This window comes from Aulosira sp. FACHB-615 (genome assembly GCF_014698045.1).
In the GTDB taxonomy this organism is placed as follows: Bacteria; Cyanobacteriota; Cyanobacteriia; order Cyanobacteriales; family Nostocaceae; genus Nostoc_B.
This window is the reverse complement of the sequence record NZ_JACJSE010000007.1, coordinates 312,002-337,946: the sequence shown is the minus strand read 5'-3', so window position 1 is coordinate 337,946 and position 25,945 is coordinate 312,002. Positions and strand designations below refer to the sequence as shown.

20 protein-coding genes and 1 pseudogene are annotated in these 25,945 nt (G+C 40.0%); 4 read left to right on the top strand and 17 right to left on the bottom strand.

Translation table 11 applies throughout. The features are described 5' to 3' along the window. Positions 1-20: 20 nt before the first annotated feature. The 8 genes and pseudogenes from H6G77_RS14830 to H6G77_RS14800 all read right to left on the bottom strand — a co-directional run bounded on the left by H6G77_RS14830 (position 21) and on the right by H6G77_RS14800 (position 9,478). The gene (locus tag H6G77_RS14830) at positions 21-467 is read right to left on the bottom strand and encodes a response regulator (protein ID WP_190669795.1); all 447 of its coding nucleotides are present in this window, start codon (positions 465-467) and stop codon (positions 21-23) included. Further along, on the bottom strand, positions 415-2,718 hold the full coding sequence (locus H6G77_RS14825) for an ATP-binding protein (RefSeq protein ID WP_190871936.1): 2,304 nt from the start codon (positions 2,716-2,718) through the stop codon (positions 415-417). The genes H6G77_RS14830 and H6G77_RS14825 overlap by 53 nt, the downstream gene beginning before the upstream one ends. A gap of 354 nt (positions 2,719-3,072) precedes the next feature. Then, positions 3,073-3,228 (bottom strand): annotated as a pseudogene (locus H6G77_RS36600) (RNA-guided endonuclease TnpB family protein); the annotation flags it as partial. Positions 3,229-3,470: 242 nt separating this feature from the next. After that, positions 3,471-4,922: a dolichyl-phosphate-mannose--protein mannosyltransferase gene (locus H6G77_RS14820; RefSeq protein WP_190669802.1), complete on the bottom strand. Its 1,452-nt coding sequence runs from the start codon at positions 4,920-4,922 to the stop codon at positions 3,471-3,473. Positions 4,923-5,401: 479 nt separating this feature from the next. Continuing rightward, the gene (locus tag H6G77_RS14815) at positions 5,402-5,761 is read right to left on the bottom strand and encodes a XisI protein (RefSeq protein ID WP_190669804.1); all 360 of its coding nucleotides are present in this window, start codon (positions 5,759-5,761) and stop codon (positions 5,402-5,404) included. 179 nt (positions 5,762-5,940) lie between these two features. Continuing rightward, positions 5,941-6,180 (bottom strand): hypothetical protein, encoded by a 240-nt coding sequence (locus H6G77_RS14810; RefSeq protein WP_190669806.1) that lies wholly within the window; start codon positions 6,178-6,180, stop codon positions 5,941-5,943. Positions 6,181-6,527: 347 nt separating this feature from the next. Further along, on the bottom strand, positions 6,528-9,092 hold the full coding sequence (gene ppsA / locus H6G77_RS14805; protein WP_190871935.1) for a phosphoenolpyruvate synthase: 2,565 nt from the start codon (positions 9,090-9,092) through the stop codon (positions 6,528-6,530). 41 nt (positions 9,093-9,133) lie between these two features. After that, on the bottom strand, positions 9,134-9,478 hold the full coding sequence (locus H6G77_RS14800) for a hypothetical protein (RefSeq protein ID WP_190669810.1): 345 nt from the start codon (positions 9,476-9,478) through the stop codon (positions 9,134-9,136). A 2-nt stretch (positions 9,479-9,480) separates the two neighbouring features. Here H6G77_RS14800 and H6G77_RS14795 point away from each other — a divergent pair, with 2 nt between their 5' ends. Next, the gene (locus tag H6G77_RS14795) at positions 9,481-9,636 is read left to right on the top strand and encodes a hypothetical protein (RefSeq protein ID WP_190589742.1); all 156 of its coding nucleotides are present in this window, start codon (positions 9,481-9,483) and stop codon (positions 9,634-9,636) included. Positions 9,637-10,420: 784 nt separating this feature from the next. Here the strand turns inward: H6G77_RS14795 and H6G77_RS14790 are convergent. The 8 genes from H6G77_RS14790 to H6G77_RS14755 form a co-directional block, all read right to left on the bottom strand. Continuing rightward, the gene (locus H6G77_RS14790) at positions 10,421-12,331 is read right to left on the bottom strand and encodes a CHASE2 domain-containing protein (RefSeq protein WP_190871934.1); all 1,911 of its coding nucleotides are present in this window, start codon (positions 12,329-12,331) and stop codon (positions 10,421-10,423) included. Between the two features lie 290 nt (positions 12,332-12,621). After that, positions 12,622-13,299 (bottom strand): response regulator transcription factor, encoded by a 678-nt coding sequence (locus H6G77_RS14785; protein ID WP_190589744.1) that lies wholly within the window; start codon positions 13,297-13,299, stop codon positions 12,622-12,624. 181 nt (positions 13,300-13,480) lie between these two features. After that, complete coding sequence (locus tag H6G77_RS14780; RefSeq protein WP_396020675.1) at positions 13,481-14,155, bottom strand: hypothetical protein; 675 nt, start codon at positions 14,153-14,155, stop codon at positions 13,481-13,483. A 45-nt stretch (positions 14,156-14,200) separates the two neighbouring features. Beyond that, the gene (locus tag H6G77_RS14775) at positions 14,201-15,613 is read right to left on the bottom strand and encodes an HlyD family secretion protein (protein ID WP_190871933.1); all 1,413 of its coding nucleotides are present in this window, start codon (positions 15,611-15,613) and stop codon (positions 14,201-14,203) included. A 24-nt stretch (positions 15,614-15,637) separates the two neighbouring features. Next, positions 15,638-17,788, bottom strand: coding sequence for a peptidase domain-containing ABC transporter (locus H6G77_RS14770; protein WP_190871932.1), 2,151 nt, complete (start codon positions 17,786-17,788; stop codon positions 15,638-15,640). Between the two features lie 121 nt (positions 17,789-17,909). Next, positions 17,910-18,239 carry a hypothetical protein gene (locus tag H6G77_RS14765; RefSeq protein ID WP_190589747.1) on the bottom strand — a complete coding sequence of 110 codons (330 nt, stop codon included), beginning with the start codon at positions 18,237-18,239 and terminating at the stop codon, positions 17,910-17,912. Positions 18,240-18,393: 154 nt separating this feature from the next. Next, the gene (locus tag H6G77_RS14760; protein ID WP_190589748.1) at positions 18,394-18,630 is read right to left on the bottom strand and encodes a CTB family bacteriocin; all 237 of its coding nucleotides are present in this window, start codon (positions 18,628-18,630) and stop codon (positions 18,394-18,396) included. Between the two features lie 130 nt (positions 18,631-18,760). Continuing rightward, a complete protein-coding gene (locus tag H6G77_RS14755) occupies positions 18,761-18,997 on the bottom strand; it encodes a CTB family bacteriocin (protein WP_190589749.1) in 237 nt (78 codons plus the stop codon). 407 nt (positions 18,998-19,404) lie between these two features. Between H6G77_RS14755 and H6G77_RS14750 the strand changes: the two genes are divergently transcribed. Together H6G77_RS14750 and rnhA are read left to right on the top strand one after the other, a co-directional pair. After that, a complete protein-coding gene (locus H6G77_RS14750; RefSeq protein WP_190871931.1) occupies positions 19,405-21,975 on the top strand; it encodes a PAS domain S-box protein in 2,571 nt (856 codons plus the stop codon). A gap of 252 nt (positions 21,976-22,227) precedes the next feature. Further along, on the top strand, positions 22,228-23,136 hold the full coding sequence (gene rnhA, locus H6G77_RS14745; RefSeq protein ID WP_190871930.1) for a ribonuclease HI: 909 nt from the start codon (positions 22,228-22,230) through the stop codon (positions 23,134-23,136). A gap of 199 nt (positions 23,137-23,335) precedes the next feature. Here the strand turns inward: rnhA and cruG are convergent, their stop codons facing one another. Further along, on the bottom strand, positions 23,336-24,523 hold the full coding sequence (cruG, locus tag H6G77_RS14740) for a 2'-O-glycosyltransferase CruG (RefSeq protein ID WP_190589753.1): 1,188 nt from the start codon (positions 24,521-24,523) through the stop codon (positions 23,336-23,338). Positions 24,524-24,731: 208 nt separating this feature from the next. On the opposite strand from cruG, the gene pstS reads away from it, so the two are divergent. Further along, complete coding sequence (gene pstS / locus H6G77_RS14735; protein WP_190871929.1) at positions 24,732-25,916, top strand: phosphate ABC transporter substrate-binding protein PstS; 1,185 nt, start codon at positions 24,732-24,734, stop codon at positions 25,914-25,916. The last annotated feature ends 29 nt before the right edge of the window (positions 25,917-25,945 follow it).

Here is a 25,945-nt window from a genome sequence, read left to right as displayed (position 1 = left end):
ACACCCTTACACCCATCTAATTACTCTGAAGGTAAGGTGACGGTAGATAGCCAAAAATCTTCGATACCTTTGACGATTTGGAAGAGTTGGCTGAGGTTGCGAGATTTTGTAATGTAGCAGTTAACGTGTAAGTCGTAGCTGTGAAAAATATCATCCTCGTTTTTTGAGGTTGTCAGCACAACTACGGGGATACGTTTCAGGAGTGGGTCGTTTTTAATTTCTGCTAGAACTTCTCGACCATCTTTTCTAGGCAAGTTTAAATCTAGCAGAATCAGGTCGGGGCGGGGAGCATCAGCGTATTCACCTTCTTGGCGTAAAAAGGCCATTGCATCCACGCCGTCTCTGACTGTCACGACTTCGTGCGGGACTGCGCTATTTTTCAATGCTTCTTGAATTAAGCGGATATCGGCTTTATTATCCTCGACCAAAAAGATGGTTTTGGGCTTGTCTTCCGTTTCTACGCTCACGCTCGCGCCCTCCAACTGGAATTGTAAAGTAGAAGGTAGCTCCCTCACCAAGTTGTGATTCTACCCAGATGCGACCTCGATGACATTCGGCAATTTTTTTACATATAGCTAAACCCATACCCGTACCAGGATACTCGTCTCTGGTGTGTAGGCGTTGGAAGATGACAAAAATGCGATCGCTAAATTTGGGTTCTATACCGATACCATTATCGCGTACCCAGAACAACCATTCATCTTCTAATCTTTCTGCACCTACATGAATGCGGGGTGGGTTGTCGCTACGGAATTTGATGGCGTTAGCAATCAAGTTCTGAAATAACTGCATTAACTGGGTACTACCAGCCATGACTGTGGGTAAGGGATCATAAGTAATTACCGTACCAGTTTCAGCAATGCGCTGTCGTAAGTTGCTGAGGGCGTGTTCTAAGGCGGTTTCGACTTCTGTTAGTTGAAATGCGATCGCTTGAGTATCAACTTTGGAGTATGCTAGTACGTCATCAATCAAAGTCTGCATTAAACTCACACCCTGAACGGCGAAGCCAATAAATTCTTTCGCGTCTTCGTCCAGTTCTTCGTTATAACGCATCTCTAATAACTGCACATAATTCGCCACTTGATTGAGTGGTTCTTGCAAGTCATGGGAAGCAACGTAGGCAAATTTTTTCAATTCGGCGTTAGAACGTTCTAAATCTTGGGCTAATTGAGCCAGTTCATCGGCTTGGCGCAAGACAATATTTACAATTGCTTTTCGCAATTCCAATGCGGCTTTAATTTCCACATATTGCCAAGGTAAAGATGTCAGTTTGACTGTTTCTTTCCACAATTCAAAAGATTTGCGGGGACACAGGCGGACATCGCCATTTGTTTGGCTAACTTCAAATGCTTTATGAGGATCACCACCCCAATTCACTGTCTGAATGACTTCAGGACGGAACCACAAAACATAATTGCGTTTAGAAATGGGAATTGCTAATAAACCACTCGCAACGTTTTTAAATTTCTCCGCATCGGGATAAACTTGGGGCAAAGAATTAGTATAAAATACTTCTTCATCGACGTTATTCTTTAACCACTGTACCAAGAAATTCAAGTCTTCTTCGGCGGGAGTTTCACCTATAAGTGTACAGCGATCGCCAAAACAAACAGCCGCACCTTGGGCGCTGGTTAAATCTAATAAATTCGGCTGATGTTTAACTAAACCATCAATGAAGTTTTCTTCCTGAGACATATATTCAACCAACAGCGATTGAATATGTGTCAAATTCATCCGATAGTCGTAATCTTCTGTTTCTTCTCTGGCAGAAATTTCTGCAAATATGACTCGTCCTAAAAATTCGCAGGCTTTCCGCAATTCATAGGAGACAAATTTTGGTGTTTGATGATGACAAGCAATCAATCCCCAGAGTTTTTGGTCTTTAATTAAGGAGATAGTTAAAGAAGCACCCACACCCATATTATGTAAATATTCCAGATGGCAAGATGCCGCACTTCTCAAAATAGAATTGGTTAAATCTACAGAACGCTGACTAACTGGATTGATGGCGGGAATCAGTTGTACTGGTTCGGCTTTGGCATCCGGGATAATTCTAATAGAATTAGATGCAAATAACTTTCTTGCTGGTTTAGGAATATCTGATTCAGGATAATGTAAACCTAAATAAGGCTCTAGGGTTTCTAGCTTTTCTTCGGCAATCACTGAACCATGTCCATCATGATCAAATTTATATAACATTACCCGGTCAAAACCAGTTACCTTCCGCACTTCTTGAACAATGATTTGGCAAAAGTCCCGCAGGTTTGAAGTTTTTTCTAACTGGTTAATAGAAGCCTTCGCTAGATGGTAAAAACTTAAGAATGGGATGTTTTCTTGGGAAAATGTTGGTTCTAGTTCCAGAATTAAACAGCCTTCTGAGTTGCGGTGAAAAACTGCATCAAAAACTATATATTCATCACCCTTCTTGCGGAACCAAAGTTTGGTCGGGTTGATAAACTCTAAATTAGCTTCGGCTAACCCTGCTTTAATTCTTTCTAGTTGATAAGAGTCTAATAAATCTTCCAGTTTCTTTTGTAACATTGCTTCGGGTTCGATCCCGAACACAGCCCAGGTATTATTACTCACTTGTAAGATTTGTAATTCTGGTTCTGCCAAAACTAACAATATTCCGTGGGGCTGGATTTGGCGAGAAGTATGAATTGGCGCTTCTTTTAAGCTAGTAACATTAATGCTAGGAAGTTGTAAATTCAATTCCATTAGGATTCCCCTCTATATACTAGGGAGCATCAAAAGCAGGCTCTATATAGGTTTTACATATAGTGTGGATAACTTTCTGACACTTCCTAAATGTAAGCTGATATAATTGTGATTCTATAAATCTATTAATTACGAAATTCTTACAGTAACAAAATAGAATGATGAATTATAAAATCTTTCTTTATTTTTCTTCATCATTTATGATATTTCGATACTTAATTTTTTGCTACCTCAGTTGTGCTACTTAGCCTGATTTTTAGCTTAACTTGCGTTTTCAGTCTAACAGTCAGGCTCGATAAATACAGATAAGAAATTTGACATACTCCCAGGCGTGAAAGCACGGGGATTCTAGGCTCAAACAGCGATTGCAGGCGTAGCCCGACTTACATCACCTAACCCGATGGTTGATGCCCCAACCATTTCAATCACTTGAGATGGGTTCTCATCCCTTGCGTTCACGGATTGGCAAGATGGGCAACGCCATTCTCTCATAGATAAATCCAACTCTATTAGATGTTCAGAAGAAGAATATGAAACACTTGTGGAGTATTGCTTAGAGACAAATCGCACTCAGAATGATGTACTTAGGGAATTTATTCGGAAGTTAAAGAAAAGCCGTCCTAGAAAGACGGGGCTTTAGACCCAGTTTTTTGGTAAAAAAATGTGATTAGTTACCCTGCATATATGTAGCAGTATTAAGAAGGTTAGAGGTAACAGATGATAGGTTAGAGGTATATTAAGGCGAAATAACTTTAAATCCAAGAGTTAAACCACATTCTGAGGCGATAAAGTTCGATTTTCAGTGGTAAACCTAAATAAATCGGCAACCAAAACACAAAAGCCACCAAAATAATTACAGAAAGGCTGACACCGATCGCCTGCAATGGATAATAATAACTCCGTAGGCATTGATCTACAAACCAAGCGATCGCGAGAAATGCAAATACCACAGCCGTCATATAGTGGTAAATAAACGCGCAGCGCGATACTCTCATCCAAGGTACTAAATTAGTGGCATAATTTACCACTAGGTACAAAGCAATCCAGGTATCGACAGTAAAGTTTTTCGGTAAGGTAAATTGTTTTTTTTGCTGCAAAAACATTACCATTGAAACAATGAGCATTCCGATTAAAAATAACATGGCAGCAACGCTAAACCACCATAAAAAAGGATTGCCCATTGCATGAACATCATAAATAATTTTTCCAGCATTCGCAGGTAAATCTGGCCCCAAAACAGGCAATGGCTCATGAATACTGTAGGCAGTTTTGTAATAATATGCCATTGGTCTGATTAACAACGGCCATTTATACCAAGCAGCGCAGTAGGGATGCACGTTAGCATTATTTCCCCCCAACCGTTCATGAAAACTCAAAATTTGCTTGTGGACTTCAATAAATCCATATTTGGTATCTAGTTGTAAATGGGGAATCCAAATCAAGCTATAAACAATAAGTGGGATAACTCCTAAAAATAATATTATTTGCCAAGCATAGATTTGAGTGAGCTTTTGTAGTGGTGATTCAGTCTGCTGATGAATTTCTTCAGAATTATGATTGATTTTTTTGCCGATTATTTGCCATATCCAAGCAAATAGCCACAAACCATAAACACCTGCTAGAAAAAATAAACCATTCCACTTGGTCGCAATTGAGCAACCAAAAGCAATACCAGCAATAATTAAAAATAATTTACGTTGTTGTTTTTGATGATTTAAGGCTAAAAGAAACAACCAATGACCTAATAACCCAAATATTACGATATATATATTAATCAAAGCATAGCGGGATTCAACAATAAAAATGCCATCAACAGCCGTAAATAACCCAGCAATTAAAGCAAAGCTACGCCGTGAACTTAGTTGATAAGCAATCCCAGCATTTAATAAAGGGATAAATGAACCTAAAAAAGCATTAATCCAACGATAATCCCAAGGCGATCGCAGTGAACCCGTAAGTCCATTCATACTCTCATACAAAAATTTTACATGGCTACCCAGCCATATACCGAGAGCAATGATCAGTTTTCCCAATGGTGGATGACCATCGAAAAACGGAACATGGGTAAGATAGTTATTTCCAAACTTAGCGTAGTAAACTTCATCAAAGACTAAGGTGTTAAACCTGTCTAGTCCCCAAAACCTGACAGCGAGTGAGAGTAAAAAGATACTCACTAACCCAATGCGAAACCAGTTTTTACTCATTAGTCAATGGTCATCAGTCAATAGTCTTTAGCTATTTTCCCCTTTGTGTTGCTTTCTGTGGAAAAATTTTTTAAGGTGAGCATTGACAACCCTAATAGTACTGAATAATGCCAACGTAAATTTGATGAACCTCTCCCCAACCCCTCTCCGACGCGGAGAGGGACTTCAAGATTAATAGTTTTGAAAGGTGAAATGAAGCTTTCAAAGGAAACCCGCGCAACGCAGGGGCTATGGTGTACACACAAATATTCGTGTGGTGCATCTGTCCCGCCTCGGAATGAATTCCGCGTCTCATAGCGCAAGTCATCTGAAGATGACTCAACAAGAAACTCATTCCAGTCCACTTGAGTGGACTTTGGCTATCAGCCTGGAACTTTAGTTCTAGGCGGGATGCGTTTCATACTGCCTATTTTCAAATTGTGTGTACAAGGTAGCCTTGCAGAGGAGAGATTTGGAGAAGGGTTTTGATTAACCTAATATTAAGCGATCGCAAATTCTGAATCTTGTCGCAGTTCCTCAGACCAAAATCCCAACACAATCTGATTTTTCGGTACGCCAGCATTGACGAGTTCTTTAGCAATTCCGTCTTCCGTACCGTCACGCTGAATCCAAATCTTACCATCAATAATATCAACGTGAATCAGACAGCCGTGAACCCGGCGAGTTGCAGTTGGCGAGAGTTCTGGTACTGGTTCTCGACCTAAAATCATCACTAAATATCGGTCTTGTTCTTTATCAAAGATAGTTTCGTGTTGAATATTACCGTAAGAGTAAGGAATTTTTGTATGTTCACTCAGAATACGGCAAATTAGCTGTCTGTATTGTTCCAACGTACCCATCGGACGATTACCTCCCGTTTTGGATGAAAATTTTCATAGTAGCGGTCTCTAACTGGCATACCTGGCTTAAGCTATAACTCTAAAAACAGGAAATATGTTGTATTGCAATGTCAAGTTGTGGCAAGATGATCTCTCTTAGGAGGACAGAGGCAAGGTAATCCTAAAAATTTTTCAAGATGTCATCTACAGCGACTGAGTAATTCGCTTTGGTATCGAGAAATGTCAGCTTGATTTACAACCTTGTTACCTTCACGTCTAGCCATCTCTTGACTGACTCTATCAAAACAATCACTTCTTGATTCACTGCTAGATTCAGAATTGCTGCCTTTAAAAATACTGCAAGCTCCGAAGCCTGCGACTATCAAAAGTATCAACATAATCAGGGCATCTTTCTGCACTGATTTTTCATCTTTATTCATAGAGCCACCAAGAAGACTTCTATTTTTAGTAAACCCATCGCAGCAAAGTAAATATCACTTCCTCAAAAGTTTTTCATTATGATTTCATCAATTTATAACAGAGACGTTGCAATGCAACGTCTCTACTTTAAGACTTATGCAAGAACTCTCTCAAACTCTTATAACTTCGTGTCCTTTGCGTCCTTTGTGGTTCGTTTCTTTATACTTATGACTTACGCCAAATTCCCAAAAAGCTTAGTTTGTCGAACCGCCAAGTCGCATTAGACGCACAAGCGGCTTCCCGCAGGGTAGAACGCCAAGAAATCATAGAGTGTGTGTAAGTCAAGTCCTCAACTTTATTACTTTACTTAAGACTCAGGATTTTCTACTTTAGCAATTTCCAGCATTGTTTTTAATACCGAATCAGGATTTAGACTAATCGAATCAATTCCTTGTTCAACTAAAAACTGAGCAAATTCTGGATAATCGCTGGGTGCTTGTCCGCATATACCGATTTTCCGGTGGCGTTTTTTAGCGGCTTCAATAGCCATTTTCACCATTTGCTTGACGGCGGGACTGCGTTCATCAAATAATCTGGCGACTAAAGCTGAATCTCTGTCTAAACCCAAGGTTAGCTGTGTCAAATCATTGGAACCTATGGAGAAACCATCAAAAACATCAGCAAATTCTTCTGCCAAAATTACATTACTTGGTAACTCGCACATCACATAAACTTGCAAGTTATTCACACCTTGTTGCAAGCCATTTTTTGCCATCTCTGCTAATACTAACCTGCCTTCTTCGGGAGTGCGGCAAAATGGAATCATCGGGATGACATTTGTTAAACCCATTTCATCCCGGACTCGTTTGATAGCTTGACATTCTAAAGCAAAAGCAGCTTTATAACCTTCATCATAATAACGTGCGGCACCACGCCAACCCAACATCGGGTTTTCTTCATTCGGTTCAAATTGTTTACCACCTAATAAATTGGCGTATTCATTACTCTTAAAATCTGACATTCGCACAATCACAGGTTTGGGATAAAATGCGGCGGCAATTCTGGCTATACCTTGGGCTAATTTATCCACAAAATACTGTGGTTTATGATGATAAAGTGCGGTGATTTCTGCTATTTGGAGTTTGACTTTTTCATCTTGCAATTGGTCGTAATGAATTAACGCCATTGGATGAATTTGAATTTGATTAGCAATAATAAATTCTGTCCGCGCTAAACCTACGCCGTCGTTGGGAATTGCAGATAAGCTAAAAGCCTCCTGGGGATTACCAACATTCATTAAAATTTGTGTACGAGTGCGGGGTAAGTTTTCTAAGGGGACTTCTTTGACTTCAAAGGGTAACAAGCCAGGATAAACTTTACCGTCTTCCCCTTCAGCACAGGAAACGGTGACTGCTTGACCATTTTGCAAGACTTGTGTCGCATTCCCGCAACCAACGATCGCCGGCACACCTAATTCTCGTGCAATAATCGCTGCATGGCAGGTACGACCACCAGCATTGGTAATAATTGCACTGGCGCGTTTCATAATTGGTTCCCAGTCCGGGTCGGTTCTCTCGGTAACTAACACATCCCCTGGCTGGAATTTATCAAGGTTGTGAACATCGACAATGACACTCACTTTACCTTGGCTGATGGCTTCACCTATGGCGCGTCCGGTAACTATAGGGAGTGGGGAGTTGGGAGTGGGGAGTTGGGGGGAATTTTGCCCATTCCCTACTCCCGATTCACTATTCCCTAACATTAGGCGATAGCTGCGTAAGATATTGCCTTTTTTCTGCGACTGCACAGTTTCAGGACGCGCTTGCACTATAAATAGTTGATTGGTAATGCCATCTTTTGCCCACTCAATATCCATTGGGGTGTAATTACCGTGGACTTGGGAATAATGGTCTTCGATGACGCAAGCCCAATGCCCTAATTGTAAAATTTCTGCGTCATTGAGGGCAAATTTGGTGCGATCGCTTTCCGAAACCGGGACATTTTTGGTTAACTTGCAATTATCATCTGATTTAACTGTTAATGTATGGGCATTGTCAGCAGCACAAGCGACTAAATCAATTTCCGAAGCCGACACATAAATCATTTTGATTTCTTTACTGCCTAATTTCTTATCCAAAATCGGCCGAAAACCTGTTTTTAATGTGGGTTTAAATACTACATATTCATCAGGATTTACAGCACCTTGGACAACGTTTTCCCCTAAACCGTAGGCGGCGGTAATTAAGGCTGCATCCTTAAATCCGGTTTCGGTATCAATTGAAAACATCACCCCAGATGTAGCTAAATCAGAACGCACCATTTTTTGGACACCAACTGATAAAGCTACATTAAAATGATCAAATCCTTTTGTATGACGATAAGAAATAGCGCGGTCAGTAAATATAGAAGCAAAACATTTATGACAAGCTGTAATTACTTCATCAACACCAACAATATTTAAATAAGTTTCTTGCTGTCCGGCAAAACTCGCATCAGGTAAGTCTTCCGCCGTGGCGCTAGAACGAACTGCAACATCGGTTTGGGTTTGATATTTATCACATAAACTTTCGTAGGCTTGGGCAATGGCTTGGCGTAAATCGTTGGGGAATGGTGTGTGTAATAATAGCGATCGCGCTTTTTCTCCACGTTCGCGTAAATTGTTCACATCCTCAACATTTAAATCAGCAAAAAGTTGCCGTAACTGGATTTCTAACCCTGCCGATTGAATAAAATAACGATAAGCATAAGCTGTAGTTGCAAACCCCGTTGGTACATTCACACCTTTGGGGGTTAATTGTTGAATCATCTCTCCCAAAGAGGCATTTTTTCCACCTACTAGGTGTATGTCTTGAATGCCTACTTCATCAAACCAAAGAATCAGCGATTGTTCTTTAGAAAGTGAAGACAAAATTTGATGAGATGCTGTAACCATAGTTGTTACCTCCCCATATAGATACTCTGAATTAATGAGCTTTAAATTTTAGTGATTAATTTCATATCTCGCACCCAGCAGGCATTTCGGCGCTGATTTAGCGTCTGGTCTATCTTGTTGGTGCTTAATAATTCCTTTGGGATCACGATAACAAATAAATTCAGATTTTGGGTAAGATATGCAGCATTCCTTAAGATATTGCTGGCAATTTCTCCAGGTATTGCAAGCATTCGCAACTCTCTGAGACTATGAGAAAGAATGTAAAGAAAAATAAAGAGACGTTGCATTGCAATGTCTCTAGTAAGGTTTGGCATAGATGTAATATTTTCATAAAGTATGAAGTTAGCGAGTTTGATTTCGCCGTGGCTGACTGGAGGAGGTAACACTATTGGATGGTTGTGTACGAGTCACAGCAGAACCGATCATTAGTGATGGCGATCGCGTATTATTAGTTTTGCATCCTACCCTGATACCTGATGAATCCGAATGGCCTGTCGGAGGTTTTTGGTCTTTCGGCGGTTCATATCCAGCTAGTACTATTTGATTCATCCCTAAGATGATACTTAAAACACAAGTTGTGCAAATCTTTTTCTGCCAAAAGTAGTAATTTTCTGTCTGAAATACTAAAGATTTAATCATCATTTTTCTCCGTCAGTAAATTACTAAAAAATCAAAAATCTATTTAATATTCAATCCAAGCAATTCAGGTCTTTTCTACTTAAATTATATTAGAATTTAGGCTGGTTATATAGCTGTTTAGCAATTTTTAACCAATATATTTAGGTGTCATACCATTTCACGAAATTACTGATAGAAATCGCTTCCTCTGTAACTCTGCTTCTGGTCGCCGAGCGAAGTCGAGGCGCTACTTGCATATCCGTATCATTTTTAAAGTGAAATGGTATCACACTAAATATATTGCAACCTGTAAATCATTAAATTTATCAAAACAAAATTCAGAATTCTGAATTAACTTATGTGTAAATAAGAAGAATTCAGAATCGATTAGTATGGGATTCAACCCTACCACTAATTGAAGACCACTAAATCAGGAATTTAGTGAGGGTATTAAACCAACTTATTCATTCGCTAGTCACACATAATTCTATTTCTATAAATAATAAACTCATCAGACTGGAAATAGAGGCTATACAAACAAAGCCTGCTTTTGCAGGCTAATTATATGCTTCTTCATATAGGAATACGATTTGATTTCTGAATTTATTTGTGTAGGTAGGGAATAGGGAATGGGGAGTCGGGAGTAGGAAAGAAGCCTGATCTGAGTGTACTGATTTTTTTCCCAAATCAAATATGAGTCCTATATTGATTTAGTATGACTTAGGAATTTTTCTTAAATACCAAAGATAAAACTTATTCATAGGCCAAGATAACTCACACAGAGTTCCTCTCGGAGAAAGTGGAATGCGGCGAAATTTTCCTTTAAATTGTCGTGCTAAATTTCTAAACTGTTGTGTTCCCCGTCCTTCTATTGAAGAGTTAATTCCTAAACCATCATCGATAATACTTAAAGTGTACCAACCTTCCGATGCTGAACAAGTTACTTCTAAGCGGGTGACTCCTGTGGCGTGTTTACCGACATTACATAAAGCTTCTTCTAAAAACCGACAAAGGTCACGCTTATGATCAAGATTTAAGCAGCGTTCATTTATTGGTTCAAAATTTCTGATTTTAACTTTGATAGTTTTAAAACAAGGTAACTCTCGCTCTAAGGTAAAATTATAAACTTGGTAGAGCAGCTCATGTAGAGGGTCACGCAAATTTAAAACGATGTTTTTTCCTAAATACAAGCTAGTTTCTTGGTCTATTGGTTCTCGTTGTAAAAATTCATAAATTCCTCGTAAATCATAGTTCAATTTTTCCAGCTCTTTTTCAAGTTCGATGAGTAATTCATTAACTGGTAAGTCGTTATCTCGCACTAATTTTAAAACTTTAGCGAGGCTTTGCAAGGGGCCATTATGAATTTTGGCAAATGTGCGTTCAATGATGGCTTGTCTGACTCTAATTCCCGAACCTAAAGCTTGCTCATATTGATATAAAGCTGTAATTTCCATACAATTTAAACTTAAAACTAAAAATGCAGGAATTAACGGAACCCACCAACCAAAAAGCAGCAAGAAATAACATAATATCAATAAGCTACAACTCGCAACAAGCACAACTAATAAACTAAGTAAAGGTGATTTTGTCAGCCTGGCGATCGCAATTCCAACTAATCCCCAACTAAAAATCCATAAATATTCCCAACCTGCTGACCAAGTATTTAAAAGCGGTCGAGAGTCAAGGACGGCGCTGATAATTTGGCTAACAACGTGTGCTTGAATTTCTACGCCATAAACGCGCCCTGGTGGAGACTCCAAAGATTCAATTGCAGAAGTGGGAATAAAATCTTTCCGACTGGGGGAAGTGATACCGATAATTACAATGCGATCGCGTATCCAGTCTGGGTTAAATTGATCATTTTTCAGTGCGGATAAGGATAAAAAGCGAAAGCGGTCTCGACCACTGCGAAAATTGAGTAAGACTTGCACTCCTCCCGCATCGGTTCGCACATATCCCCCAGAATTGGGGAAGACTCTGGGTATCTCGGTGTGACCAAATCTAATCGCCGCGCGATCGCGTATGCCATTTTCTAGATGAAGCTGATAATGATTTAAATATGCTGCTGCTAACTTAAGAGACAACGAAAATTTATAGCCTTGATTGGTAGGCGTACCTAATAAACTACGGCGTAATTTACCATCACTATCCATAATTTGATCAGCAAAACCAATTTGTTCTGGTGACAATGCTGGTGGTGGTGCAATTTCATCAGGTAATACTTTATCAATTCCAATAATATTTTTAAAATTTTGCAAAACTGCGACTAATTCATTATTACCGGGATTTATTGGTGTATCTCGATAAATATCCAGTCCAATAACTCTTGGTTGATAAGTTTGCAATTTTAATAACAACTGTGCTAAATCATGATCTGAAAACGTAAAATCTGTAGCATTATTAATATCATCTTCATTAATGCCGATCAGTAAAATTCGTTCATCTTTCGATTCTTCAGGGCGTATCCGTAGCAAACTATCAAAAGCCAGCCACTCTAAAGATTGCATCACACCAGACAGACGAGCAATGATCACTAATCCAATAACTGCAATCCCTGGTAATATACCTACACGCCAAATACTAATTTCCTGTTTAATTTTTTTCCAATGTTCAGGCTGCATAAACCTTCGCTTGCATTTTTGCTGTTGATTAGCCCTGAACTATAGCAGGTTGATTTATCGTCTTGCTTACCTACCTAAGATACAAATAACAATAATTAATCACATTAGACACAGAGCAACTTCCTGTATGGTTAGACACAGATTAATCCCAGTAAATTTGTATCTCAGCAGACTGGAAACCGCTATAAATCAATTTATAGATATCAGAATAGGGAACAAAGAATCAACAATGATTTTTATCTACTTTTTAACAAAAATACTCTTAGAGATTTAATTTATCCTGTTCAGTATTAATCAATTAAACCTTCTTCTCTAGCTTGCATTTCAGTTTGAATACGGATATTCTTACCCTCTTCAGGATAGACATTTAACGCATCTTGTAGTTTACTCCAGTAATGACGCACCATCCTCTCAGAGATACACATCCGTTCGGCAATTGTTTTATCTTGCAATCCTTCTTCAAATGCTAAAGCTAATACCCTCAGCCATTCTGGTTTAACTTCTAATACAGAATGGATACCTTTAATATCTTTTGTATGTGTTAAACCTTGCAAAGCCCAATCAACTCTCGTGAGCATTTCTTGGGTGGAAAGGCTTTTATCTGCAACAGTAAAACCTCCTTTATGACTGTCAATATCAGGTCTAATCCTCACTAAAGTTCTCACATTAGCACTCTGTACAACAATATTTAAGTGCGGATAATTTTTCATCAGAGTTCGCAACAGTTGAACTCCGATATCGGGTCTGGCTGTCATCCCTGAGTTATCAGGAATCGACAAATCCATCACAATTAAATCTGGTTGTACAGCACTAATTTGATTGAGTGCATTCTTAGCATTTACCGCAATCAGAAATTCAGCATCGGGGTAACGCTTTTGTAATACATTAACAGTTCCAGCTAAAACTGATTCATGATCATCAATTACTAAAATTTTGAGTAATGCTTTCTCTGTTAACGCTTGTTTCATAATCAATAACCCACTAATTTCCGAAGTCACGATTAACTACATCAAGCACAATCAATAAATAGGTTTCTCATATTATAATTATATGACTTATTACGCATATTTACGCAAATATTACATATTCTTAATCTAAAAACATTTAGTGAAACAATTCAGCGAAACAGCAAGCAAGTTTCCACAAATCTTACCAATAAAATTCACAGGTAATGCTGAGATGATGCTGACGATAAGAACATTTCCCAGAAGTTAAAAATTCAAAGCTTTCGCAGAGATAATCTAATTCTTTTAATGTAGAATAAAACCTCACAGTGGATAGATCAGGATATGTGATATGTACCCTGAGTTGAGCTAAATATGTTTGTTGTTTGAGGCTGATCAAAATAGATGTATTAATTGCACAATTGGGCAAGATTAAGATAAGTAATTCTTCTAAAGACCGCAGAACTATTAAACTGCGTTCAACTGTCTCAAATCGCCAGTAGGCTGGAATATCTAAATGGAATTGGAGATGAGAATTTGAGGTTAACCAAGGTTCTAATAAGCACTCAATTGCTAAGGGGAGGCTATCTTGAATATAGGTAGGAAATAAGCGATCGCTCAATTGCATGAGAGCATGATGAAAGTTATCAGCTTGTTGGAGATATTCATGAGTTTTATTGATTGTCAAATTTAAGTTATCCTGAGTTAATAAATCTAAACTGCGCCGAATTGCGAAGGATTCTTGTAATAATCCATCACGAATTTCTTTAGCTTCTAGATAAAGTTTCAGCGATTGTCGAGCAAACCACCATTGCAATGCTTGTTGAAATTTAGAAAAGTTTTTGACAAACATTAACGAGGTGATAATGTATAGCAGCACCAATATAATTTGTGTGTGAAATTTCAAAAGCACATATTTATCCCCTTATAAATCTGTGGTTAATCTAGCCTTACGCAACATAAATTTTAATGCAGTTTCTTCTTGGGAAATAATGTTAGCTTTTGCCTCCATACCAGCTTGGATATGACATTGGCGATCGCTATTACCAAAAATGATTCTTTCTGGTTGAATAGTAGCTTCAAAATAGCTCCCTCCAGGAGTGAGAGAAGTTGATGAGGGAATATCTGCATTACTCGTTTTAGTTGAAATTGCATCAGGAGAAATTGCTGTCACCACACCTTTCAGAGTTCCGTAATCAGGATAGGGACAAGCATCAATTCGCATCTGTACTTTTTGACCAACGGCGACATTTTTAATTTCTTGGGGTGGAATCATCGCTTTCACAACTAAAGGTGCATTAGTCGGTGCAATTTCCGCAATTGGTTCACTTACCCGCAACACTTGACCGGGGTTGCGTAAATTCAGCTTCAGAATTACCCCATTACTACTAGCTCGCAAAATAGTATCTTGCAATTGACTAATAACTTGTAAAAGTTCTTTTTGCGATTGTCCGAGTTGATTTTGCATTTCTACACGTCGTTGAATTAACGCTTGTTTTTCCTTTTTTAAAGTAGCGATATTAGCCTCGCCTCTAGCAATTTCTTGGGCGATTCTGGACTGGGCGATCGCAATTGAGGCGCTGCTAGGATTTACAGATGCTTGGGCGACTTGCACTTTGGCTTTTGCAATATCTACGGATTTTTTTTCAGCTTCTAAAATGGCTTGGGTTTGAATCACAACCAGCTTTTTTTGTTCAAATTCGCGCTTACCAATTGCGCCAACTTGCGCTAATTGTCCATAGCGATCGCGATCCACCTCGGCAAAACTTAAATCAGCTTGGGCTTTATGCAAGTCTGCTTCCGCCTTTTGCGAACTGGCTTGTGCTGCGAGTAATTCGCTGCTGGTAGTAATTTGGCGTTCTTGATATTCTCTTTGATTGCGGGCTAAATCGGCTTCAGCAGAAGCGACAGTGCGTTCTGCTACCGTAGTTTCTGCGACAATTTGCGTATCTAAAGTCCTGATTTGAGCGTCAATTTGGATAATTTGCAGCCTAGCTTGCTGAATGTTGTCTTGTAATTGACTTTTTTTGATTTGCAATTGTTCGTCATCTAAACGTGCGATCGCATCGCCTTGTTTGACGATTTGATTTTCTTGCACAAAAATACTTTTTACAGTCCCTTCAATTTTGGGTTGAACAAAGCGAATTTCTCCCGTTGGACGCACAGATGCAGAAGTTTTCACCGTCACATTATATTTCACCCATGAAGCTAAACTCATCCCCGCACCCAAACTTCCAACTAAAAAAATTCCGGCTAGAGATGTCCAACGACTCACAGGCGGAAGAAAATCATCACTTTGTACTGATGGCAGAGTTTGTTTAGTATATGTGTAAAGCATAATTACCTGTAAAATTCTGAATGATTAAGGATTTAAAAATTCCCAATGCTCTCCAGGTTGAGAGCGTAATTCTGCCAACGAACCTTGTGTTTTTAACTTACCTTGATCTAGTAAAACTATCCAATCTGCCCGATTAACTACTCTAGGACGGTGAGTAATTAAAATTGTGGTTTTACCTTGACGATGTTTAAATAATTTATCTAAAACCTGTGCTTCACTTACTGGGTCAAGTCCACCAGTTGATTCATCTAAAATCAAAATTGGCGGGTCTGTAACAATCGCCCTGGCTATTGCTAATCTTTGACGTTGCCCACCAGAAATATTTGCGCCAAATTCCCCTAAAATAGTTTGATATTTATCTGGTAACTTACTAATAAAATCGTCAGCTTCTGCTACCTGACAAGCTCTGACAATTTGCTCAAATGTGACATGAGGAGCGCCCAAACGAAAATTTTCTACAATTGAACGACTCCAAAAATGTGGCTCTTGGGGAACAAGTACTACTTGTTGACGCAGACATTCTAGAGATAAATCCTGCAAGTTATACAGCCCAATGCGAATATTACCTGATTGCAAAGGATATAAGCCAGCAATTAGTTTAGCTAATGTACTTTTCCCACAACCAGATTTACCAATTAAAGCCACAACTTGACTGCCAGGAATGGTCAACGAAAAATCATCAATTAAATCTAGTCGCCCAGCATAATGAAAATTCAAATTTGTACAAACAATGTCAGCATCACCAAGAATTTTGGCGTAAGGTTTGATTTCATCACCTGCATTTTCTGGCGTTGCGTCTATTACCTCCGTGAGTCGTTGAGTAGCAGTTTTAGCGCGGGTAATTTCATCTACAAAGCTAATAATTGTAGCAATTAAACCTAAAAAATTACCATTCATTGAGTTGAAAGCAAAAAGTTGCCCAATACTCAAATTTTCGGCTGGATTAATTACTAAATTTCCCCCAAACCACAACAAAATTACACCCCCAACTCCCGAAACAAAGCCCGAAAAAGTATGATTTATAATCCCAATTTGAATTGTGCGATAGGTAACATTCGCTAACCGACCAAAGCGGCTTTGTAATTCATCCCAAAATTGCAACCCAGAAGTTGTAGTTTTGAGGGTGAGTGCGCCTTTAAAAGTTTCGACTAAAACGCCTTGTGTTTCTGCTTCTTGGACTAAAAGCTCACGAGTTTTTTGTTGTAAATTCGGCTGAAAAACTACTGTTGATATGCTCATTACTATACCAATCAATGCAGCTACTAGTGTGAGTTTCCAGCTATAGAAAACCATAAAGCTGAAAGATATCAAAGCAATAAAAAATTGACTGGGTAAACCAACAACTAGTTGAGCAACTAACTGATTAATTTGGTCAATATCTTGTAACCGACTGACAATTTCTCCACTGCGCCGTGATTCGTAATAAGAAAGCGGTAAACGCAAAATTTGCCTACCAAATTCCAAGACTAAACCTAATTGCAGACGTTGAGCAAAGTGAGCAATTAAGTTAGACTGAACAAAGGAAAGACTGTGGGAAATTAAATTCATCACTACAACTGCGATCGCTACAGTAGTAAGTAACTGTGTATCACCTCTAACTAGCACATCATCAGTCAGAATCTGCATTAAAAATGGGGAAGCTAAAGAGAGCAATCCCAACATCAAATTCAGAGGTAATGCTTGCGCTAAAATCGCGCGATAAATCCAGACGCGCTGAAAGAAACGCCAAAATCCGCCAACTTTTTCATCTGCTTGCGCGAAAAACCTAATTGGATCAGGTTCTAATAACAGCATCAACCAATCAGCCCAACCTTCTGCTATCTCTTGTTTAGAAAGATAGCGAATACCAACAGCCGGATCAGCAACTAAACATTTTTGACCTTTTCTGCCATATAATACAACCCAATGATTACCTTTCCAATGAATAATGGCTGGCAAAGGTGCTTCATTAATCCGGTTTAAAACTTCTGGTGAAGTTTTCACAGGACGCACATTAAAGCCTAGTGTTTCTGCTCCTCTTTTTAGCCCTAATAAAGTAGTTCCAAATTGTCCAGTCCCAACAGCTTCACGAATCCGACTGAGAGTAAAAGTACGTCCATAATATTTAGAAATAGCAGCCAAACAAGCAGCCCCACAGTCTTCTTCACTGTGCTGTTTCACAAATTGGTGTTTCATAAGTAAATTACCCTAAATCATGACAACTAGCATTTCAAATGTTGTCAATCTGCTGGTATGTTTTTTGAATTAGTAAAAACTAATAATTGTAGGTGCTATCAACATCTCAAAAATTTAAGGCTTAATCAAAGGAAGAAATCAGACTAAATAAAATATCCAATAAACCAAGGCTCTTCTTCGATATACGCCTGCTTCTTCTACCACCTAAGCTCAATCCCAGGGTGATTTGTGAAAATTTATAGCCAGTTTGTTGAACAGAAGAAATACCACCATTACTACCAGATATAGTAATGGCGCTATTAGCAAAAGTTTCTATATCTGTTTTCTGAAAAAATAAATTGTAAATAGATAAACCTGAATAACGTGAACGACCTCCAGATATTATTTCCTGTTGTTGTTCAGATATATCAAGGAATAGTTCTGGTTTTTGTGTTTGGATATCGCTAGACATAATTGTTATTAGGTTTGATAACTAGAATTGGGAAAGCTTGTCAAAACCTTAAACTGACTCTAAAAAATCTAGAGTCAGAGAGGAGAGTGCTAATTACTCTCCTCCTAACGTCGCTTCGAGAGATGATCATCCTCATCCCTATCTGTGGCGCAAACTAGCCTACTAAAGCTTTAAAGTAAGTACCTGTTTGAATAGCTTCTATGGTTGTTTTTTGTACTCCACCAGCTACTATGCTGCTACCGCCAAGACCAGACGTACTACCTACTGGCCCGATAACTTCAGTTTGGCTAAAAAACTTAGAATATGCAGTGCTAAAATCTAAAACTCCTACACCACCTGCTACAATTGCTTGTTGTTCAACAGATAAATCGGTAAATAATTCGTGTGACATAGTTGAAAAGTTCCTTGATTTGAATTGGATAATCTTGATAATTGGGATATTGAAGTCAAACATTAGTTGACTTCAAATTTCCCTGTACATTAAACCTTTAACCAGCTTCTCGGTTATTCGTTATCTTGAATTAGCTAACTAATCCTAAAAATGAAGAAGCTGTTTCCAGAGTTTCTAAAAATGTTTTCTGTATACCACCAGCTATAATGGTGCTACCGCCAGGCCCTGAACTAGCTGCAACTGGCCCAATAGTTTCAGTTACTTGCAAGAAGTGTTTATAGAAGGTTGATAAGTTAAGAGCTTCTGCGCCACCGCTTACAATCGCTTGTTGCTCTTCGTTTACATCAATAAACAATTCGTAGTTCATGATAGTAATCCTCTTGATTTTGAGTTAAATTAGGTTTTAGCTATTTAGTTGATTCCCTGTTTTTGGGGTCTCAACTCCTTGCTTAATTAATACAATAAGGCGGATACCTAAGCTGTGTCATTTACAGTTTCAGTAAACTTAATTACCAAATTTAGAAACATCAATTGCATAATTACGTCAGGTTATATTTCCGAAAAATACATAGCTTTTCCTAGTCTGCGGAGGCAAAAATTTATCTGTGTTCATCTGCGTAGCCTGCGGCAAGCCGAATTTCGCTTCACTAAAATAAGAACCGCTATATGTATCTAGTGAGAGATTGTATTTTTCACCAAAAAAATCCATACTCATTCCAAAGATAGGGCCTCTGCCGGTTCAACTGAGATTGTTTATTGCAAGTGGTTTTCAACATGCCAGACCATGATCAAGATGAATTAGCAGCTTTACGGCAGCGTGTTGCAGAGTTGGAAGAATTAGAAATTAAATATCAATGTCAGCAGGTTGCATTAGAGGCGCAATTAACTGAACTACAAACAAAACTGACAACAGCCAGGATTAATTCTGATCATCAGGCAGATATAGCATTAACGCTGCAACAACTCCAGCAAGAAAAAGCGGAACGACAACAAATTGAAGTCGCCTTGCAAGAAAGCGAACAACTCTTGAGACTGGCTATTGATGCTGCTTGGATGGGTTTTTGGGATTGGAATATTTTGCCTGATAAATTAATTTGGTCAGAAAGTCATGAACTGCTGTTTGGTTTAACTCCAGGTAGCTTTGAAAATACTTACGCGGCTTTTTTAGCTTGTGTGCATCCTGAAGATAGACAATCTGTCACAACAAATATTACCACTGCCTTAACCAATAAAACTAACTATAAAGACGAATTTCGCGTTATTTGGCCTGACCAAAGTTTGCATTGGATTTCTTCTCAAGGAAAATTTTACTATGACAAGCAAGGACAGGCGACGCGGATGTTTGGCGTATGTCTGGATATTACTGGGCGGAAGCAAACAGAAGAAAACACCCGTCAATTAACTAGCCAAGTCCAAGAACAAGCCAATTTGTTAAATGCGATTCTGGCTACCTCTGTAGATCATATTTGTATATTCGATCGCGCTGGTCGCCATAGGTATATTAGTCACGGTGGCGCGGCTATCTTAGGTTTTCAACCGCAGGAAGTTGTGGGTAAAACATTGCGAGAGTTGAATTTACCTAATGATTTTGTTGAACAGGTGGAAATTCAGCAACAAGCGGTGATCATTTCTGGGGAACCAATTAAAGATGAATGTCAATTAGTGACAATTGAAGGATTGCGTGACTACGAATATATTCTTACACCCCTACGCAATCACACCCAAAGCATTGAAGGTGTAATTGTCGTTTCCCGTGATATCACCGCCCATAAAAAAGTAGAACAGTCATTACGGGAAAGTGAAGCCAGATTCCGCCGCTTGTTTGAGTCTAACTTGGTTGGGGTGGCGTTTTGGAATACGGAAGGTTTTATCACTGATGCTAACGATGCTTATTTACAGTTAGTTGGTTATACCCGTGATGAGTTTGCGGTTGTCGGGAAAATTGACTGGCGAGAACTCACACCACCAGAATATCTAGATTTAGATGATCGCGCTCTTGCAGATGTCCAAGTTAGCGGAGTTTCGCAGATTTACGAAAAAGAATATGTCCAACGCAACGGTAAACGGGTAGCGGTGGTTTTAGGGATAGCCTTGTTAACTGACTGTCAAGATCGGGGTGTGGCTTTTGTTTTAGATATTAGCGATCGCAAACGCGCCGAACAAGAACGCGATCGACTTTTACAAACTGAACGCATCGCCCGTCAAGAAGCAGAAATCGCCAACCGCATCAAAGATGAATTTCTTGCTGTTCTCTCCCATGAATTGCGAACGCCACTCAACCCGATTTTAGGTTGGGCGAAATTGCTGCGAAATCGCAAATTTGATGAAGAAACTACAAAACAAGCTTTAGAAACAATTGAACGCAACGCCAAATTACAAACCCAGTTAATCGAAGATTTATTAGATGTTTCGCGCATCCTCCAAGGAAAATTAAGCTTAAATGTCTGTCCCGTCAGTTTAGTAATGGTTGTGCAAGCTGCCTTAGAAACAGTACGCTTGGCAGCAGAAGCTAAATCGATTCAAATTCACACCATATTTGACCCTAATATCGGGCAAGTTATGGGTGATGCTAATCGCTTACAACAAGTGATGTGGAATTTACTTTCCAACGCCGTGAAATTTACCCCAAATGCTGGACAGGTAGAAATTCAAGTTAAAGAAATTGATCATCAAGCACAAATACAAGTCAGTGATACAGGTAAAGGTATTTCACCAGAATTTTTGCCTTATGTGTTTGATTACTTTCGCCAAGCAGATGGTACAACAACTCGTAAATTTGGCGGCTTGGGTTTAGGACTGGCGATTGTCCGTCAAGTCGTAGAAATGCACGGTGGTACAGTCAAAGCAGACAGTCCCGGTGAAGGGTTGGGTGCTATTTTTACAGTGAGGATACCTTTGATTGTGATTAACGAACCAGTCAGACGACAAGAAAATGAATCTTTAACAAGTGAATCTGAGTTTGGTAATCTTTCTGATATCAAAGTTTTAATGGTGGATGACGAACCAGATATCCGCGACTTAATCACATTTATTTTGCATGATTATGGTGTGGCTGTTACCGCCGTCACATCCGCCACCGCCGCCCTCGCTGAACTGTCGCAGTCATTACCAGATATTTTAATTAGTGATATTGGAATGCCCGACGTAGATGGTTATATGCTAATTCGCCAGATCCGCCAGCTTACACCCGCACAAGGCGGAAATGTCCCCGCGATCGCCCTCACAGCCTACGCTGGCGAAATTAACCAACAACAAGCACTCACCGCCGGCTTCCAGTTACACATACCCAAACCAGTTGATCCTGACGCATTGGTAAAAGCGATCGCTAGTTTATTAAAGTGCTGAGTGCTGAGTGCTGAGTGCTGAGTTGGGTTAGACAAGGTAGAGAAGATGCTGAGTGCTGAGTTGGATTAGACAAGGTAGAAATATTGCTTCCTTGTCCCCCTTGTCTCCCTTGTCCCCCTTGTCCCCCCCAAAGACTAGCCCCTTCCCAAAAATACTTGCTTTTTCCGTCAGTAACATATATATTGCTACCCATCTTTTGCCGCTAAATTTTTTGTCACCTCTACGTAACCATGCGGTTTCAATATCTTTATCATGTCTAGTCAAAGCATAATTCAAAGTATATATACTGATGGCGCTTGTACTGGGAATCCTGGCCCTGGTGGTTGGGGTGTTGTAGTTTATTTCCAGGATGGGGGAGTTCACGAAATGGGTGATACAGCCTCCCATACAACAAATAATAAAATGGAGATGCAAGCGGCGATCGCTGCCTTAAAATATTTCCATGCCTCAAAACAATCCCAACCCATCACCCTTTATACCGATAGTGAATATCTCATCAACTGTGTTACCAAATGGGTGAAAAACTGGAAGAAAAAAGGCTGGAAAAAAGCCGATGGTAATCCCGTACAAAATCAAGACCTGTTGGAAATTTTAGATGAATTAAATACCCGTCAAGTTACTTGGCAGCATGTTCGTGGTCATGCGGGTAACGTCGGTAACGAACGCTGTGATGCGATCGCCCGGAGTTTTGCTGCTGGTAAAGTCCCTGCACTCAAAGAATTATCTTCTACCAATGCTCACAAAACTTTACCTAGTTCTCATGAACTAAAGGTAGCGGAAGTTTCTCAATATAAGGCAAACTCGACAATAATTAACAAAGAAAAGTCGGAACCCATTACATCTGCATCAGACAAAACAGCTATGGAACCATCCACCGCACAGAATGCGGCCGCAATTGACACAACAACGCCTGGAATCCGGGTTGAACAACTCCGCAACTTAGTTGAAACTCTCCGCATCGCTGATGAAATTGCTGAAAAAGGCTATCTAATTACTAGTTCTGAATTAGCAGACTTAATGGATGTCCACGCCAGCGCCGTCACTAGTCGCGGGGATCAATGGCGCTGGCGGAACTGGATTGTGTCACGAGTCCGCCGTGAAGGTAATCAGATTCTCTGGGAACTGGAACGCGGCGATCGCGTGGGAGGTGAGGAGGAGTAGGGGTAGATGGGGGCAGGGGTGGGAGGGGGCAAGGGTGGGAGGGGGCAGGGGAGACAAGGAAGACAAGGGAGACAAGGAAGCAATATTTCTACCTTGTCTACTTCCACTCAGCACTCAGCACCTTGTCTACCTTGTCTAATCAAACTCCCCACTCCCCACTCCCCATTCCCCACTCCCCATTCCCCACTCCCCACTCCCCTCACGCACCATACTTCCGTCCCCGCCATTCTTTAGGGGTGCGGGATGCAGAGAGAAAGATCCGTAAGACGGCGATGGGATCTGCTAAAGGAGACAGCCAGAATAACCAGCCACCTTTAGCCGTTTGGCGATTATAAGATGGTGCGATCGCTAGTAACATAGCAAAGCGAATCAGCAGCAAAAATCCATTTAACCCCAGTAATAAAATCTGCGGCAGCGAGACAGGCACAGGCAGAACAATCAAGTAAGTTAGTAAAATTAGCAAGGGTAAACCCTGAACTGCCGAAAGTAGCCATAAATCTCCCCAAATTTGCCCAGAATTGGATGCGTCTTTCAAATCAAGGCTGCGCCCCCATTCCTTCCAAGTTTCCAGCGCCCCTTCATACATTCGCACCTTCAGCACCTTTGCACCATCTAAAAAGCCTACATTGTATCCTTGTGCCGCAATATACCGTGCCAAAGTCACATCATCACAAAAAGAACTACTAGCACTGCTATAGCCACCCACAGCCGCTAACACAGAACGACGGCAGAGAAAGCATTGACCATTAGCCATTACCCTTTCTGGTTGTTCAGTTCTAATTCCTGCCGGGTCGAAGCGATACAGCAATGTCATCAATAAAGCTGGTTGCAATAAACACTCACCAGGATACTGAAGAATAAACTGGGGTGATAACGACACCAAATCATAGCCTTGGGCGACGGCGGTTTTGACTAAACCCGCCACCAAACCCGGATGTGGTTGAGTATCCGCATCCATCCCCAAAAACCACTCACTATCCTCAGAACTATGCAAAAAGCCATTGTGTAAAGCCCAAGGACGACCCACCCAATTAGTCGGTAGGGGATCATCTGTCATCACACGAAAGCGAGGATCTTTTTGCTGTGCAGCTTTGACTAAATCAGGAGTTCCATCTTGGGAATTACTGTCTACAACAATAATTTCTCGCACTTCATAACTTTGCTGACTCAAGCCCGATAATAAAGGAGAAATCCGACCAGCTTCGTTTAATGTCGGAATCACAACGCTGACATTACCAAAAATGTCTGGTGTAGGCTGTTGGGGTTGAATTGGCGGTAATCTTCCCGGCCCCTTCAAAAGACGCGACAGTAAAATTGCCGTGGCTGGTAGTTGAATAAGTAGTAATATAAGCGGTATAACGCTTTCTACTGTCAAAGCGTTGTTCATAAATCTGTATTAGCTTTATTCAGGCTCATCTGTAACTTCAAACAAGGTAAAGTATAAATTTTATCAATTCACAAAGTGAGAGAATTGTAAAATTTAGTTAAAATAATACACTTTTTTTCTTGCTCTTAACCTTCCGTTTACCTATACATCGCTCCTTTAGGATTATCGTAGAGGCGCTAACCTGGAAAGTTACTGAAAATTAACACCGATGCGCTCACGACTAAATGTAATCAAAAATAACCGATTAGCCTCTTCAACAGCAGTGTTATTACTGACATTAAGTCTAGCTGCTTGTGGCGGACAGCAAGGTTCTGACAGTTCTGCTACCAAAGAAACACCTAGTGGTACGGCTCAAGATGCTACAGCCTCCAGCCCTGCTAAATTGGATCTTGGCGGTAACGTAGAATTAATCGGTGCAGGCGCTTCTTTTCCAGCGCCATTGTATACAACTTGGTTCACTGAATTAAACAAAAAATATCCCAGTTTACAAGTTAATTATCAATCTGTGGGTAGCGGTGCTGGGGTTGAGCAGTTCATCAAAGGTACTGTTGATTTTGGTGCCAGCGATGTGGCAATGAAAGATGACGAAATTCAGAAAGTGCCTCAAGATAAAGGCGTAATTTTGTTACCAATGACAGCCGGTAGCATTGTTCTTGCTTATAACTTGCCAGATGTTGCTGAACTCAAATTACCACGGGCAGTTTACACCGATATCTTATTAGGCAAAATCAAAACCTGGAACGACCCCAAAATCAAAGCAGCCAACCCAGACGCTAAATTACCAGACCAAGCAATTACAGTTGTACATCGCTCTGATGGTAGCGGAACTACTGGCGTATTTACCAAACACCTCAGCACCATCAGTCCCGAATGGAAAACTAAAATTGGTGATGGCAAAACAGTTAACTGGCCAGTCGGTGTTGGTGGTAAAGGTAATGAAGGTGTAACCGCCCAAATTCAACAAACTCAAGGCTCTATTGGTTACGTTGAGTATGGTTATGCAAAACAAAATCAACTTAAATATGCTGCTTTAGAAAACAAAGGTGGCAAATTTGTTGTACCTACAGAAGAATCAGCAGCCAAAACCTTAGAAGCAGTAACTTTACCTGAAAACTTGCGTGCCTTTATCACCGACCCAGAAGGTGCAGACTCTTATCCCATTGTTACCTACTCTTGGATTATGGCTTACAAGAAATATGCTGATCCTGCTAAAGCTAAAGCAGTCGAAGCTATGATTGAGTATGGTTTAACTGAAGGTCAAAAATTGGCTCCCGAATTGGGTTATGTGCCTTTACCACAAAACGTTGTGCAGAAAGTAGCAACTGCGGCTGACCAAATTAGTCCAGATTACAAAATTGCAGTTAGTGGTAGTAGTACTAGTGCTAGTAAATAGCATTCAAAAATCACTAATACTAGTGAGGC